This window comes from Klebsiella sp. YJ (genome assembly GCF_002108615.1).
Taxonomy (GTDB): Bacteria; Pseudomonadota; Gammaproteobacteria; order Enterobacterales; family Enterobacteriaceae; genus Klebsiella; species Klebsiella planticola.
The window spans coordinates 1-12850 of the sequence record NZ_MTEG01000024.1; the positions used below are offsets into that span (position 1 = coordinate 1).

At 57.6% G+C, this 12850-nt stretch carries 12 protein-coding genes; 2 read left to right on the top strand and 10 right to left on the bottom strand.

Features of this window, described 5'->3' with window-relative positions:
• Positions 1-279 precede the first annotated feature (279 nt).
• Entirely contained in the window at positions 280-711 is a 432-nt protein-coding gene (locus tag BV390_RS22050) for a VOC family protein (RefSeq protein ID WP_032687806.1), read from the top strand.
• A gap of 36 nt (positions 712-747) precedes the next feature.
• Here BV390_RS22050 and fdnI read toward each other — a convergent pair whose 3' ends face one another.
• Genes fdnI through fdnG form a run of 3 tightly spaced genes read right to left on the bottom strand, consistent with a single transcriptional unit; the run spans position 748 to position 5352 of the window.
• Positions 748-1416, bottom strand: a complete 669-nt coding sequence (gene fdnI, locus BV390_RS22055) for a formate dehydrogenase-N subunit gamma (RefSeq protein ID WP_085397345.1) — start codon at positions 1414-1416, stop codon at positions 748-750.
• Positions 1409-2293 carry a formate dehydrogenase subunit beta gene (gene fdxH / locus BV390_RS22060; protein WP_032687809.1) on the bottom strand — a complete coding sequence of 295 codons (885 nt, stop codon included), beginning with the start codon at positions 2291-2293 and terminating at the stop codon, positions 1409-1411. The genes fdnI and fdxH overlap by 8 nt, the downstream gene beginning before the upstream one ends.
• A gap of 11 nt (positions 2294-2304) precedes the next feature.
• Positions 2305-5352 (bottom strand): formate dehydrogenase-N subunit alpha, encoded by a 3048-nt coding sequence (gene fdnG / locus BV390_RS22065; protein WP_139156007.1) that lies wholly within the window; start codon positions 5350-5352, stop codon positions 2305-2307.
• A gap of 223 nt (positions 5353-5575) precedes the next feature.
• On the opposite strand from fdnG, the gene yddG reads away from it, so the two are divergent.
• Positions 5576-6454 (top strand): aromatic amino acid DMT transporter YddG, encoded by an 879-nt coding sequence (yddG, locus tag BV390_RS22080; protein WP_032699929.1) that lies wholly within the window; start codon positions 5576-5578, stop codon positions 6452-6454.
• Here the strand turns inward: yddG and benD are convergent.
• The 7 genes from benD to BV390_RS22115 form a co-directional block, all read right to left on the bottom strand.
• Positions 6451-7224: a benzoate diol dehydrogenase BenD gene (gene benD, locus BV390_RS22085; RefSeq protein ID WP_032687814.1), complete on the bottom strand. Its 774-nt coding sequence runs from the start codon at positions 7222-7224 to the stop codon at positions 6451-6453. The genes yddG and benD overlap by 4 nt on opposite strands.
• A 9-nt stretch (positions 7225-7233) precedes the next feature.
• Positions 7234-8247, bottom strand: a complete 1014-nt coding sequence (gene benC, locus BV390_RS22090) for a benzoate 1,2-dioxygenase electron transfer component BenC (RefSeq protein WP_032687815.1) — start codon at positions 8245-8247, stop codon at positions 7234-7236.
• A gap of 9 nt (positions 8248-8256) precedes the next feature.
• A complete protein-coding gene (gene benB / locus BV390_RS22095; protein WP_032687817.1) occupies positions 8257-8742 on the bottom strand; it encodes a benzoate 1,2-dioxygenase small subunit in 486 nt (161 codons plus the stop codon).
• A complete protein-coding gene (locus BV390_RS22100; RefSeq protein ID WP_032696248.1) occupies positions 8742-10124 on the bottom strand; it encodes a Rieske 2Fe-2S domain-containing protein in 1383 nt (460 codons plus the stop codon). The genes benB and BV390_RS22100 overlap by 1 nt, the downstream gene beginning before the upstream one ends.
• A gap of 141 nt (positions 10125-10265) precedes the next feature.
• Positions 10266-11195 carry a catechol 1,2-dioxygenase gene (catA, locus tag BV390_RS22105; protein WP_032696249.1) on the bottom strand — a complete coding sequence of 310 codons (930 nt, stop codon included), beginning with the start codon at positions 11193-11195 and terminating at the stop codon, positions 10266-10268.
• A 77-nt stretch (positions 11196-11272) separates the two neighbouring features.
• Positions 11273-11563, bottom strand: a complete 291-nt coding sequence (gene catC / locus BV390_RS22110; protein WP_032687819.1) for a muconolactone Delta-isomerase — start codon at positions 11561-11563, stop codon at positions 11273-11275.
• Positions 11564-11582: 19 nt separating this feature from the next.
• Positions 11583-12749 carry a muconate cycloisomerase family protein gene (locus BV390_RS22115; RefSeq protein WP_369804349.1) on the bottom strand — a complete coding sequence of 389 codons (1167 nt, stop codon included), beginning with the start codon at positions 12747-12749 and terminating at the stop codon, positions 11583-11585.
• Positions 12750-12850 lie beyond the last annotated feature (101 nt).

Below are 12850 nucleotides of genomic sequence, written 5' to 3' on the forward strand. Positions count from 1 at the left end.
GGCGCGGGAATAAAATCCCATTCAGACGCCGGATAGATTCAAGCAAGCCAACTTGTCGTCAAAATCGGTGTTGCAAAAACGGGAGTGACCATAGATTCCGTTTTATTGCCGAGCGCTTCTGAGCGCGAACTGCGCCTTGCCCGCCTCGGGCCCTTCTGCCGGAGCGGGAAAGGTCCCCCCTTTTCTGGGGAGCTCAAATCGACAAATCCGCCGTTTACCTCAAGTTAACCTCAGGTATTACGCTTAACGCATACCGTCAGGCCACAATAAGGACATGATATGCATGAGATTGACAGCGGTTTTACCCACGTTGCCTTTATGGTGCGGGATCTCGACAGGAGCATCGATTTTTATACCCGCTATACCGCTATGCAGGTGATTCACCAGCGCTCGCCGAATCTCCCCTCCGCTCGCCACGTGGCGTGGTTAAGCGATCGTACCCGCTTATTCGCCCTGGTGCTGGTGCAGGCCGATGAGCCGACCGATACCCCGCTGGGGCCGTTTGGTCATTTAGGTGTCGCCTGCGCGACAAAAGAGGAGATCGACGCCAAAACCGCGATGGCGCGGCGGGAAGGCGTGCTGAGAAAGGAGCCGGAGCAGTCTGGGGAGCCGGTGGGCTATTACGTTTTCTTCAGCGACCCGGATGGCAATACGCTGGAACTCTCTTACGGCCAGCGCGTTGGGCTGGAAGTCCTGCGTAGCGAGAAGTGAAAACACATGGCGCGACCGGGTCGCGCCATGAAACGGTCAGGGACGGCGTGATGTGATGCCTTCCAGACTCTCTTTTTTCGCTTCCAGACGCTCAACCTCACGGTACCAGCGCGGGTGATGTTTGCTGGCCCAGCGACGGCTGACTTTGCCTTCGACCATCCCCTTAATCGACCCTTTCACCCAGAATGCCATATACATATGGATCAGGATGGCGTGAATCAAAATAATCGCCGAGGTGGCGTGAATCAGCAGGCTGTAGCGAATGACCTGGATCGGGAAGAAAGGGGCAAACCAGGGACGCCAGATGATCACCCCGGTTACCAGCAGCACGAAAATCATGCTCATGATGGTCCAGAACATCATCTTCTGCCCGGCGTTATATTTGCCGACGCGGGCCACTTTATGTTCATTGCCCTTCAGCACTTCAACAATGCCCTTCAGCCACGGGATGTCCTGCTTGTCCGGAATGTTATGGTGGACAAAGCGTACAAACATAAACATCAGCGCAATGAAGATAGCCACGCCGAAGAACGGATGCAAAATGCGTCCCATCTGCGGCGTACCGAAGGTTTCCGTCAGCCACTGCAGCGTCGGGAAAAAGAACGAGATCCCGGAGAGCGCCACCAGAAAGAAGCAGATAACCACCGTCCAGTGACAGGCGCGGTCGATAAACTTCGTGCGCACAATCATTTTCGACTTATTCATCATGCTCCTCCTCGTCGTCATCCACTTCCTTGTTCGGCCCGATGCCGATGTAGTGATAAATCAAGCCGGCAAAGGTAGCGATAAAGCCGGCCGCTGACAGCGGCTTCAGCGCCCCCTTCCACAGATTAATACTGGTATCAATCTGCGGCTGTTTCGGCAGATTGTGGTACAGCTCCGGCTGGTCAGCATGGTGCAGGACGTACATCACATGGGTACCGCCCACTCCCTGCGGGTTGTACACCCCGGCCTGTAAATAGCCGCGCGCTTTCAGCTTGTTGACCCGCTCCTGCGCCACCTCCAGCATCTCTTTCTTGCTGCCAAAGTGGATGGCGCCAGTCGGGCAGGTTTTCACGCACGCCGGTTCCTGGCCGACGCTAACGCGATCCACGCAGAGGGTACATTTATAGACCCGGTTATCCTCTTTATTGAGACGCGGGACATTAAACGGACAGCCGGCAATGCAGTAGCCGCAGCCGATGCAGTTCTCCTGCTGAAAATCGACGATACCGTTGGCGTACTGAATAATCGCCCCGGCGGAGGGACAGGCTTTCAGACAGCCTGGCTCCTCGCAGTGCATACAGCCATCTTTACGGATCAGCCACTCCAGCTTGCCGTTTTGCTCGGTTTCGCTAAAGCGCATCACCGTCCAGGATTTGGCGCTCAGGTCTGCCGGGTTATCGTACACCCCGACACAGTGCCCCACCTCATCGCGGATATCGTTCCACTCGGAACAGGCCACCTGGCAGGCTTTGCAGCCCACGCAGGAGGAGACATCAATCAGCTTAGCCACTTCCGCCTTGTAGTCCCGCGCACGCGGCGCGGGGGTTATCGGGTTGGTTGCGGAGCGCTTAATAATGTCTTGTGTTTCCATCGCCATTGAATCGCTCCTTACGCTTTCTCGATGTTGACCAGAAACGCTTTATACTCCGGCGTTTGCGAGTTGGAATCGCCGACGTTTGGCGTCAGGGTATTGGCGATATAGCCTTTCTGCGCCACCCCTTCAAAGCCCCAGTGCAACGGGATCCCGACGGTTTCCACCTGCTGGCCGTGAACGTTGAGGGTCCGCAGACGGCGAGTCACCACCGCCACCGCGCGAATAAAGCCGCGCTGGCTGCTCACCGTCACCCGATCGCCGTTGGTAATGCCTTTCGCCTGCGCCAGACCTTCGCTGATTTCCACAAACTGTTCCGGCTGGGCGATGGCGTTAAGCCGCGCATGCTTGGTCCAGGTGTGGAAATGCTCGGTCAGACGATAGGTGGTGCCGACGTAAGGGTACCGATCTTTTTTCCCTAAGCGCAGGGCGTCGTCTTCATACAGACGCACCACCGGACTGGAGATCACGTTCGGGTGCAGCGGGTTGGTACCCAGCGGCGTTTCCATGGGCTCGTAATGTTCCGGGAACGGCCCTTCCGCCAGCTTATCGAGCGCAAACAGACGCCCCAGCCCTTCCGGCTGCATGATAAACGGCCCGGTGTTGCTGCCCGGCGCGGCGGTATTGAAGTCAGGGATATCGTTCCCCGTCCACTTGCTGCCGTTCCACTGGATCAGCATCCGCTTCGGATCCCACGGCTTGCCGTTAATATCCGCCGATGCCCGGTTGTACAGCACGCGTCGGTTCAGCGGCCACGCCCAGGCCCAGCCCAGCGTATTGCCCAGTCCTGACGGATCGGCGTTATCGCGGTTGGCCATCTGGTTACCCTGCTCCGTCCAGCTACCGGCGTAGATCCAGCAGGACGACGCCGTGGTGCCGTCATCACGCAACAGTGCGAAACTGCTCAGCAGCTGGCCTTTTTTCGCCAGCAGGACGCCGTTGCTGTCATAGAGATCCGCCAGCGCATAGCCGTTGTTCTCTTTCGCCACCTCTTCCGACTCCGGATGATCCGGCTGCCTGTAGCTCCAGCTCATCTTCAGCAGCGGTTCGGCGCCTTTCCCGCCTTCACGGCGATACATCTCGCGCAGACGGTGGTAAATCCCGGCCAGAATTTCACCGTCGTTACGCGCTTCGCCCGGCGCATCCTGGCCTTTCCAGTGCCACTGCAGCCAGCGCCCGGAGTTAGCAATCGACCCGTCCTCTTCAGCAAAGCAGGTGGAGGGCAAACGGAACACTTCGGTCTGAATCGCCGCCGGGTCAACATCGTTCGACTCGCCGTGGTTTTGCCAGAAGGTCGAGGTTTCAGTCACCAGCGGGTCGATAACCACCATGTACTTCAGCTTGCTCAGGCTGCGGACCACCTTGTTTTTGTCCGGGAACGAGGCCACCGGGTTGAAGCCCTGGCAGATATAGCCCGTGACCTGTCCTTTATCCATCATGTTGAAATACTTGATGACGTCGTAAGACTGATCCCATTTCGGCAGCCAGTTAAAGCCCCAGTCGTTCTCTTTCTGCGCCGCATCGCCGTAAAACGCTTTCATCAGGCTGACCGCAAACTTCGGATAGTTGCTCCAGTAATTCACCTGATCCGCTCGCGTGGCTTTTGGCGTATTCGCCGCCAGCCAGCTGTGCAGATCGGTCTGTTTTTCAGAGGGCAGCGTCAGATAGCCCGGCAGGCTGGTCGACAGCAGACCGAGGTCGGTTAAGCCCTGAATATTGGAGTGGCCGCGCAGGGCGTTGACGCCGCCGCCGGCCATCCCCATATTGCCAAGCAGTAGCTGGATCATCGCCATGGTGCGGATGTTCTGCGCGCCGACGGTATGCTGCGTCCAGCCCAATGCGTACAGGAAAGTGGTGGTCCGGTCCGCGGCGCTGGTGGAGGCCAGCACTTCGCACACTTTGAGGAAATCGGCTTTTGGCGTCCCGCAGATGTTCTCCACCACTTCCGGCGTATAGCGGGAGACGTGCTGCTTCAGCAGGTTCCATACGCAGCGCGGATGTTGCAGGGTCTCGTCGCGCAGAGCGTAGCCGTTTTCGTCGAACTGATAGTTCCACGATGTTTTATCGTACTGCCGTTTTTCAGCGTCATAGCCGCTGAACAGGCCATCTTCGAAGGCAAAATCGTCGCGCACCAGCAGGTTGGCGTTAGTGTAGTGTTTAACGTACTCCGCGTTGATTTTGTTGTTTTCAATCAGGTACCGCAGCACGCCCGACAGGAAGGTAATGTCGGTACCGGAACGAATCGGCGCATAGATATCGGCGACCGAAGCCGTACGCGTAAAGCGCGGGTCAACGACGATAAGCAGAGCATCGTTGTTGTTTTTCGCCTCCATCGCCCAGCGGAATCCCACCGGATGGGCCTCAGCGGCATTGCCGCCCATCACCACCACCACGTTAGCGTTTTTGATATCAACCCAGTGGTTGGTCATCGCACCGCGACCAAATGTTGGAGCAAGACTTGCTACCGTTGGTCCGTGTCAGACGCGCGCCTGGTTATCCACTGCCAGCATGCCGAGCGAACGCACGAACTTCTGCGTCAGCATGCCGGTTTCATTACTTGCCGCCGAGGCGCACAGCATCCCGGTTGAAAGCCAGCGGTTAACCACGGTGCCCTGCTCGTTTTTCTCAATAAAGTTGGCATCACGGTCGGCTTTCATCAGTCTGGCAATACGGGTGAAGGCATCGTCCCAGGAGATGCGCTGCCATTTGTCAGAGCCCGGCGCGCGGTATTGCGGATAACGCAGACGATTCTCGCTGTGAACATAATCCAGCAGCCCCGCCCCTTTCGGGCATAACGCGCCCCGGCTGACCGGGTGATCGGGATCCCCTTCAATATGATAAATGGCTTCTTTCGCGTTCTTCGCGCCGTCGCCCAGGCTATACATTAATAGCCCGCAGCCCACGGAACAGTATGTGCAGGTGTTGCGGATCTCTTTGGCGCGCAATAATTTGTAATTACGCGCCTGAGCCAGCGCCATTTTGGGTGCGAAACCCAGTGCAGCAGCTGTTGTTCCGGCCATACCGCCTGCGCAGATTTTAAAAAACTTTCTGCGGCTGACGTCCATTGATTTTCTCCATGCAGGATGCGTGTTCATCGCGGGGGAAACTAACAGCAATGCCCCTTATTTTTTTGCGTCAAATCAATGTCGAAAACCATCGCCCCCTTAATAGTCAAGGTCAGCGGATTTCATTACTCCCTTTGTATTAAGCGCGAAGGAAAACAGGGGCCAGAAGGAATGAAAAAGTGTTATAAATCGTCTCTTGATGAATATCGGTGTCAGGTTTGACATGGAAAAGAAAAAAGCAACGTTGACCGGTCTGGCTGCCATTGTGCTGTGGAGCACGATGGTCGGATTAATTCGTGGCGTCAGTGAAGGGTTAGGTCCGGTCGGCGGCGCGGCAATGATCTATACGCTGAGCGGCTTATTACTGCTGGCCACCGTCGGGTTTCCCCGGCTGCGGCAAATGCCGCGCGCCTATCTGCTGGCCGGCAGTCTGCTGTTCGTCAGCTATGAAATTTGTCTGGCGCTGTCGCTGGGCTTTGCCGGGAGTCGCCAGCAGGCGATTGAAGTCGGGATGGTCAATTATCTGTGGCCCAGCCTGACGATTCTCTTTGCCATTCTCTTTAATGGTCAGAAAACCAGCTGGCTGGTCATTCCCGGCTTATTTCTCGCGCTGCTTGGCGTCACCTGGGTATTAGGCGGTGAGCATGGCCTGAATATCGATGAAATTACCCGCAACGTCGTCTCCAGCCCGCTGAGCTATATTCTGGCCTTTGTCGGCGCATTTATCTGGGCGACCTATTGCACGGTCACCGCAAAATATGCGCGCGGCAAAAACGGCATCACCCTGTTTGTTTTATTAACCGCTCTGACCCTGTGGCTGAAGTTTATGCTCAGCGATCAACCGCCGATGATTTTCAGCTGGCCGGTGGTCATTAAGCTGGTGATGTGCGCGGTGGCGCTGGGGTTTGGCTATGCGGCCTGGAACGTGGGGATTCTCCACGGTAACGTCAGCCTGCTGGCGGCCGCCTCTTACTTTACCCCGGTGCTCTCTTCGGCGCTGGCGGCGGTGTTGCTCAGCGCGGTCCTCTCCTGGCCATTCTGGCAGGGCGCCGGCATGGTTTGCGCCGGCTCCCTGCTCTGCTGGTATGCCACCCGACGTTAGCCGAGGTCGCCACCGGCCACCGGCAGCGTAACGCCGGTGATATAGCTTGCTTCATCGCTGGCGAGAAACAGGATCGCGTTCGCCTGTTCCGCCAGCGTGCCGTAGCGATGCATCAGGCTGCTCTCCACGGTTTGCGCGACCACCTGCTGATACCACGCCTGCTCCTGCGCCGTGGGCGTTTCATGATTCCGTGGGGTTAAGCGCGCCGGGGCCTCGGTTCCGCCCGGCGCCACGGCGTTGATGCGAATCCCGCTGCCGCTGTACTCCATGGCAATCGAACGGGTCAGCGCGTTGACCCCGCCCTTCGCCGCCGAGTAGGGCACCCGGTTAATCCCCGCAGTGGCGACGGACGAGACGTTAACGATGCTGCCCTTGCCCTGTTTGAGCATCCACGGTAGCGCCGCGCGGCAGCCCCATAGCGTCGGAAACAGCGAACGACGAATCTCTTTTTCAATCTGATCCGGCTGATATTCGGCAAACGGGCGCGCCCAGATCGTCCCACCGATGTTATTAATCACCACGTCCAGTCGGCCAAAATGGGCGACCCCGGCGGCAAAAGCCTGCTCGGTGCTCTCCCACTGTTCGAGGTCCGCCTCCAGCGCCAGCACCTCGCTGCCCCCCTCGGCCAGCGTCGCCGCCAGCTCATGGACATAGCGCGAACGGTCGATCAGCAGCAAACGGGCGCCTTCGCGGGCGGCTTGTTCTGCCGTCTGACGGCCAATACCCTGGGCGGCGCCGGTAATGGCCACCACTTGATGTTGAAAACGCATCGATCCTCCTTATGCCGCCGCACTCTGGCTGGCGAGAAATTTTTCGTACCAGAAACCTGCCGGGTTAATTCCCCGCTCGCGAAGCGCGCCGGAGACCGCGTTGACCATCGGCGGTGGGCCGCACAGATAGATGTCGACATCGCCATTGTTAAGCATCGCCTCATTAAGATGCCCGGTGACAAACCCGCGCTGCGGGCAGGCGCTCTGTTCATCGGCGACCACCGGCAGCCAGCGATAGTCGGAAAGCTGGCCGACAAACGCATCCAGCGCCTCGGTTTTCACTAGATCGCCATCGCGGGTGACGCCGTAGAGCAGCGTGATCGGCCGGGTGCTGCCCTGCCGGGCAAGGGTGTGCAGCATCGACAGCAGCGGCGCCAGCCCGGTTCCGCCCGCCAGCATCAGCAGCGGGCGTTCCCCGTTGCGCAGGTAGAAGCTGCCCATCGGGCCGCTGAGGGTGAGACGATCGCCCGGCGCCGCCTGGCGTGTCAGCCATTGACTCATTACCCCGCCGGGCACGTTGCGGATCAGAAACCGGCCTTCGCGCTCGCCCGGAAGCGAGCTGAAAGAGTAAGCGCGCACCTGCGGCGTGCCCGGGACCTGAATGTTGATGTATTGTCCTGGCAGAAAAGCCAGCGGCTCATCCAGCTGGAGCACCAACTCAATGGCGCTCTCCGACAGGTGATTCACCTGCATCACCGCCGCACCGGTGCTGGCCAGCGCGGTTTTGCACTGCGCCGCAGCAACCGGGACGTCAATCACGCAATCGCTGGTCGGGATCATCTGACAGGTCAGCACCTGACGGGCATCGGCCTCTTCTTCGCTCAACGCCTCCTCCAGATACTCTTCCCCCATGCCATAGTCGCCGCTGGCGCAATGGCATTTGCAGGTCCCGCAGACGCCGTCCGAGCAATCCATCGGCAGGTTGACCTTCTGTCGGTAGGCGGCGTCCAGCACTTTTTCTCCCGCATTGCACTGGATAAAACGGGTAATCCCATCCTCAAAATTGAGTGCGATAGTAAACATATCCACCTCTTAAATATGGTAAACGTCGATCACCTGACGGATATAATCGTTATTCAGGCGCACCGTTTTACGCAGGATCTGCGGTTTGCCGTCGCAGGCCGTCAAGGTGACGCAGGTCGAGCCAAACCACGCATCGGTGTGCTGATAACGGTGGTTGTAAGTCACCCAGTTGTAGCGCACCTCCACCCCCTGCTCATTTTCGCCAAGCAGCTCAACGTTGCTAATCATGTGGGTGGTGCGCGGCTCCGGCGTACTAGCGCCAGAACGTTCCGTTTTGATGCGGTAGACGCGGTCTTCCAGTCCCTCGCGGTTGGGGTAATAGATCAGCGATATTTCGCGCTGCGGATCGCGGGTCAGCTTGTCGTCATCGCCCCATGCCGGCATCCAGAACACCACTTTGGGGCTGTAGCACGTCAGCCACTCATCCCACTGGCGGTCGTCCAACAGACGGGCTTCGTAATAGAGAAACTGGCGAACCTGCTCAAGCGTCAGCATCACACCACCTCCACACGTTGGGTTATGGACTGTTCATAGCGCTGCTGCTCTTTTTCCAGCGCGGCCAGCATGACCTTTTGCCAGTGATGGTGATGGGCAATGTACAGCGCTTCATCCTCCGATTTCACCCCGCTAAGCAGCGGCGTAAATCCGCCATGCCGCGCGTGCTCATCCGGACCATCAACCCAGTGCAGCGCGCCGCGACTGAGATCGCTCCACGCCAGGTTCTCACCGAGATAGCCGCGCTGACAGGCGCTGAACTCTTCCAGATCGTCCGGCGTTCCCATGCCGCTGACGTTAAAGAAATCCTCGTACTGACGAATGCGCAGCGCGCGGGCCTGGTCCGGCTCACCTTTCGGGGCAAAGCACCAGATAGTGACTTCGGTTTTATCTACTGCGAGCGGGCGAATGACGCGGATCTGCGTGGAAAACTGGTCCATCAAATAGACGTTGGGATAGAGACAAAGATTGCGCGTTTCATTGACCATCTGGTCGGCGCGCAGCTCGCCAAACTCGGCCTGTAAGCGGGCCTGATGGGCGAAAACCGGGCGCACTTCCGGGTTCAGCGCCCGGGTCCACAGCAGCATATGGCCGTTTTCGAAACCGTAACCGCCGCCGAGACTTTTCGACCAGCCGTTGGCATCGACGGAATGCGTCCCTTCGGCTTCGTAGTTGCGGCGCGACATCGTGGAAGCGTAGTTCCAGTGCACCACGCTGACGTGATAGCCGTCGGCGCCGTTTTCCGCGCCCAGCTTCCAGTTGCCCTCGTAGACATAGCTGGAGGAGCCTTTCAACACTTCCAGCCCTTCCGGCGCCTGATCGACCATCAGATCGATAATCTTGCAGGTTTCGCCGAGATAGGTTTCCAGCGGCTGCACGTCCTCATTGAGGCTGCCGAATAAGAAGCCGCGATAAGAGGCAAAGCGCGGCAGTTTTTTCAGGTCGTGCGACCCTTCATGTTTAAAGGTCTCCGGATATCCGCCGGTACTTTCATCTTTGGCTTTCAGTAATTTACCGTTGTTACCGAAGGTCCAGCCGTGGAACGGACAGGTAAACGAGTTTTTATTGCCGGTTTTACGCCGGCAGAGCATGGCGCCGCGATGGGCGCAGCTGTTAATTAACGCGTGCAAGGCATGTTTTTTATCGCGGGTGATAATAACCGGCTGACGCCCCAGGGTCAGGGTGAAATAATCGCCGGGCTCAGGGATCTGACTTTCATGGGCGAGGAATACCCAGTTCCCTTCAAATATATGCTTAATCTCAAATTCAAATAACTGAGCATCGGTAAAAATCGAACGATGGCAGCGGTAAATATGTTTTTGCCGGTCAACAATTAATGCATTGCTGATTTTATCTTTTAATAGCGAGAGTGTTTTTTGCATGAGCTTAGCCCTCCTGCAGAATTCAGGAATTAATGAAATCAGAGAGAATAATCAATTCGGCAATATCCCCGGCCGCGCGTGGCAGGCCGGGTAACAGCATGGCTCACCGCCCCGGGCGCACCGGCCCGGGAGGTGCGCCGATCATGACTCTTGCGCGCGCAGGCGGGAAATACGCTGTTCTTCTTCGGCGTTCAGGGCCGTGCACAAAGTAAAGTCGAAGCGAACTTCGGTGTGTTCGCCGTCAAGCTTACGCTGCTGAATCAGTTCCCGATCGGTGATTTTAACCGGGTCGGCAATCAGGCCATCGCGGGTCGCGAAGGCAAAGTCATCCCACAGATACTTATCGCCGTTAAGGTTAATCTGGCTGGTTAAGTGCTTGTGGCCCGGCGCGGAGACAAAGAAATGAATATGTGCCGGACGATTGCCGTGACGACCCAACTGGTTAAGCAGCTTTTGGGTCGGGCCATCCGGCGGGCAGCCGTAGCCAGAAGGCATGATGCTACGCACGCTGTAGCGGCCATCTGCGCCGGTGCGGATGCGGCGTCGCAGGTTATAGTCGCTCTGACTCCGATCGAAGAACGAGTAGTTCCCCAGGGTGTTGGCATGCCAGATATCAACAATCGCATTGGCAACCGGACGGCCCTGGGTATCGCAAACCTGGCCGTGCAGCCACATCACCTCGCCGGCGTCACGACCGTCATCCATCCGCGCATACCCTTCTGCAAGCGGCGCATTGGCGACATACAGCGGCCCTTCAATGGTGCGCGGCGTGCCGGTTTCGCGATGCTGCGCGGCATCGATCGCATCCTGACGCAGATCGAGGAAGTGTTCCAGCCCGAGACCTGCTGCCAGCAGCGCCGCTTCCTGACGCCCGCCCAGTTCATGCAGATAGTTCACCGCATGCCAGAACTCTTCCTCGGTAATATTATAATCGTCGATCAGGGTGCACATATTTTCCAGTAAACGATGCACAATGGCTTTAAAGCGTTCATTACCGCCGGGAACATTTAACCCGGCACTTTCACGTAATAATTTCTGCACGGCTTCTTGTTGTACGAAAGAATTTTTCATTGTGATTCTCACTTATTGCTTGCAGGTGGCTTGTAGGGTTAACGCCGGAATATCCGGCGCGAGGTTTCTTATTATTTTTAGCTATCGTCTTCACGAATCGAGGAGGGATGACGACACAAGGCCTCGACGCGGATTTCCATAAACGGGTATAACGGCAGAGCCATTAATATCTGGTGCAACTGGTCGGCATCACGCACATCAAAAATACTGACATTGGCGTACAGTCCGGCGACGCGCCAGATATGTCGCCAGGTGCCTTCACGCTGTAATTGCTGCGAATAGGCTTTTTCTCGTTGTTTAATATCCTCAAGCTCGTCGGCGGGATATCCCAGCGGGATCTTGACAGTCATATCCACTTTAAACAGCATATTTTTCTCCTGTCATGTCCTACGCTTTACGGGCATAGAACTGCAATTTATCTTCATCGAGTTCGACACCTAAACCCGGGGTCTGCGGCAGGACCACGCTGCCGTTAGCGAACGTTAGCGGTACGCTGACGATGTCATCTTTGAGCAGCAGCGGGCCAAACATTTCGCTGCCCCATTGCAGCGGCAGCGTCGACCAGGCGTGCAGCGATGCGACGGTGCCCACGGTCCCTTCCAGCATGGTGCCGCCATACAATCCGATGCCGGCCGCCTGCGCGACGTGCGCCAGGGCTAAAACGCTGGCCGGACCGCCCGCTTTGGCAATTTTCAAGGCAAAGGCGCCGCTGAAGCCTTGCTGCGCCAGGCGATAGCCATCGAAGTACGTCGCCACCGCTTCATCCGCCAGAATCGCGGTTTCAATGTGATGGCTGAGGCGAACCAGCGCCGCGTTGTCCTGCGCGCTGACCGGTTGTTCAATTAAGTCGATGCCCATCGCCGCCAGTTCACGACATCCTTTAGCCGCCGCGGTGGCGTCCCAGGCCTGGTTGACATCGACACGAATGCTCGCCCGATCGCCCAGCGCTTCGACAATCGCCCGGGTGTGGCGTAAATCGCTAGCCAGTTCGCTGGCGCCAATTTTCAACTTAAATGCCTGATGGCGACCTTCGGCCAGCAGCCTTTCCCCTTCGGCGATGTCCTTGTGGGTATCTCCGCTCGCCAGGGTCCACAGCACCGGCAGCGAGGTCTGCAGCGCGCCGCCAAGCAGCGCCGAAACCGGTAGCCCCAGCGCCTTGCCCTGCGCATCCAACAGCGCGGTTTCAATCGCGGATTTGGCGAAGGTGTTACCTTTGATGGCGCTGTTGATACGCTGCGTCAGCGCATTGAGGTTATCGGCGGGCTGCCCTTTGAGCAGCGGCGTCAGGTAATGGTTAATGGCGCTGGAGATAGCTTCCGGACTCTCGACGCCATAGCTCAGCCCGCCGATGGTGGTCGCCTCGCCGATACCGCAAATACCGTCAGAGCGCGTGATGCGGACAATCACCAGCGTCTGGCAGCCCATGGTTGTCATTGAGAGTTTGTGCGGGCGGATGGTCGGGACGTCAACCAGCCAGCTTTCAATGCGTTCTACGGTCGCGGTCATGTTTTCTTCCTGATCGTTAAATTCATAACTTTTTGTGACGCCAACCATAACGAGGGGTGACGATGACTTTGACAATAGGGGGGAGCCGGTGAAATGGTCAACGGCGATAATCGAAATGTTGTGCGATTATCGACGCGCTTGTTAAAATG

What these genes read in the sequence shown, in the direction of transcription:
- BV390_RS22050 (WP_032687806.1), top strand. Translation starts at nt 280, where the DNA reads ATGCATGAGATTGACAGCGGTTTTACCCACGTTGCCTTTATGGTGCGG.
- fdnI (WP_085397345.1), bottom strand. Translation starts at nt 1,416, where the DNA reads ATGAATAAGTCGAAAATGATTGTGCGCACGAAGTTTATCGACCGCGCC.
- fdxH (WP_032687809.1), bottom strand. Translation starts at nt 2,293, where the DNA reads ATGGCGATGGAAACACAAGACATTATTAAGCGCTCCGCAACCAACCCG.
- yddG (WP_032699929.1), top strand. Translation starts at nt 5,576, where the DNA reads ATGGAAAAGAAAAAAGCAACGTTGACCGGTCTGGCTGCCATTGTGCTG.
- benD (WP_032687814.1), bottom strand. Translation starts at nt 7,224, where the DNA reads ATGCGTTTTCAACATCAAGTGGTGGCCATTACCGGCGCCGCCCAGGGT.
- benC (WP_032687815.1), bottom strand. Translation starts at nt 8,247, where the DNA reads ATGTTTACTATCGCACTCAATTTTGAGGATGGGATTACCCGTTTTATC.
- benB (WP_032687817.1), bottom strand. Translation starts at nt 8,742, where the DNA reads ATGCTGACGCTTGAGCAGGTTCGCCAGTTTCTCTATTACGAAGCCCGT.
- BV390_RS22100 (WP_032696248.1), bottom strand. Translation starts at nt 10,124, where the DNA reads ATGCAAAAAACACTCTCGCTATTAAAAGATAAAATCAGCAATGCATTA.
- catA (WP_032696249.1), bottom strand. Translation starts at nt 11,195, where the DNA reads ATGAAAAATTCTTTCGTACAACAAGAAGCCGTGCAGAAATTATTACGT.
- catC (WP_032687819.1), bottom strand. Translation starts at nt 11,563, where the DNA reads ATGCTGTTTAAAGTGGATATGACTGTCAAGATCCCGCTGGGATATCCC.
- BV390_RS22115 (WP_369804349.1), bottom strand. Translation starts at nt 12,749, where the DNA reads ATGGTTGGCGTCACAAAAAGTTATGAATTTAACGATCAGGAAGAAAAC.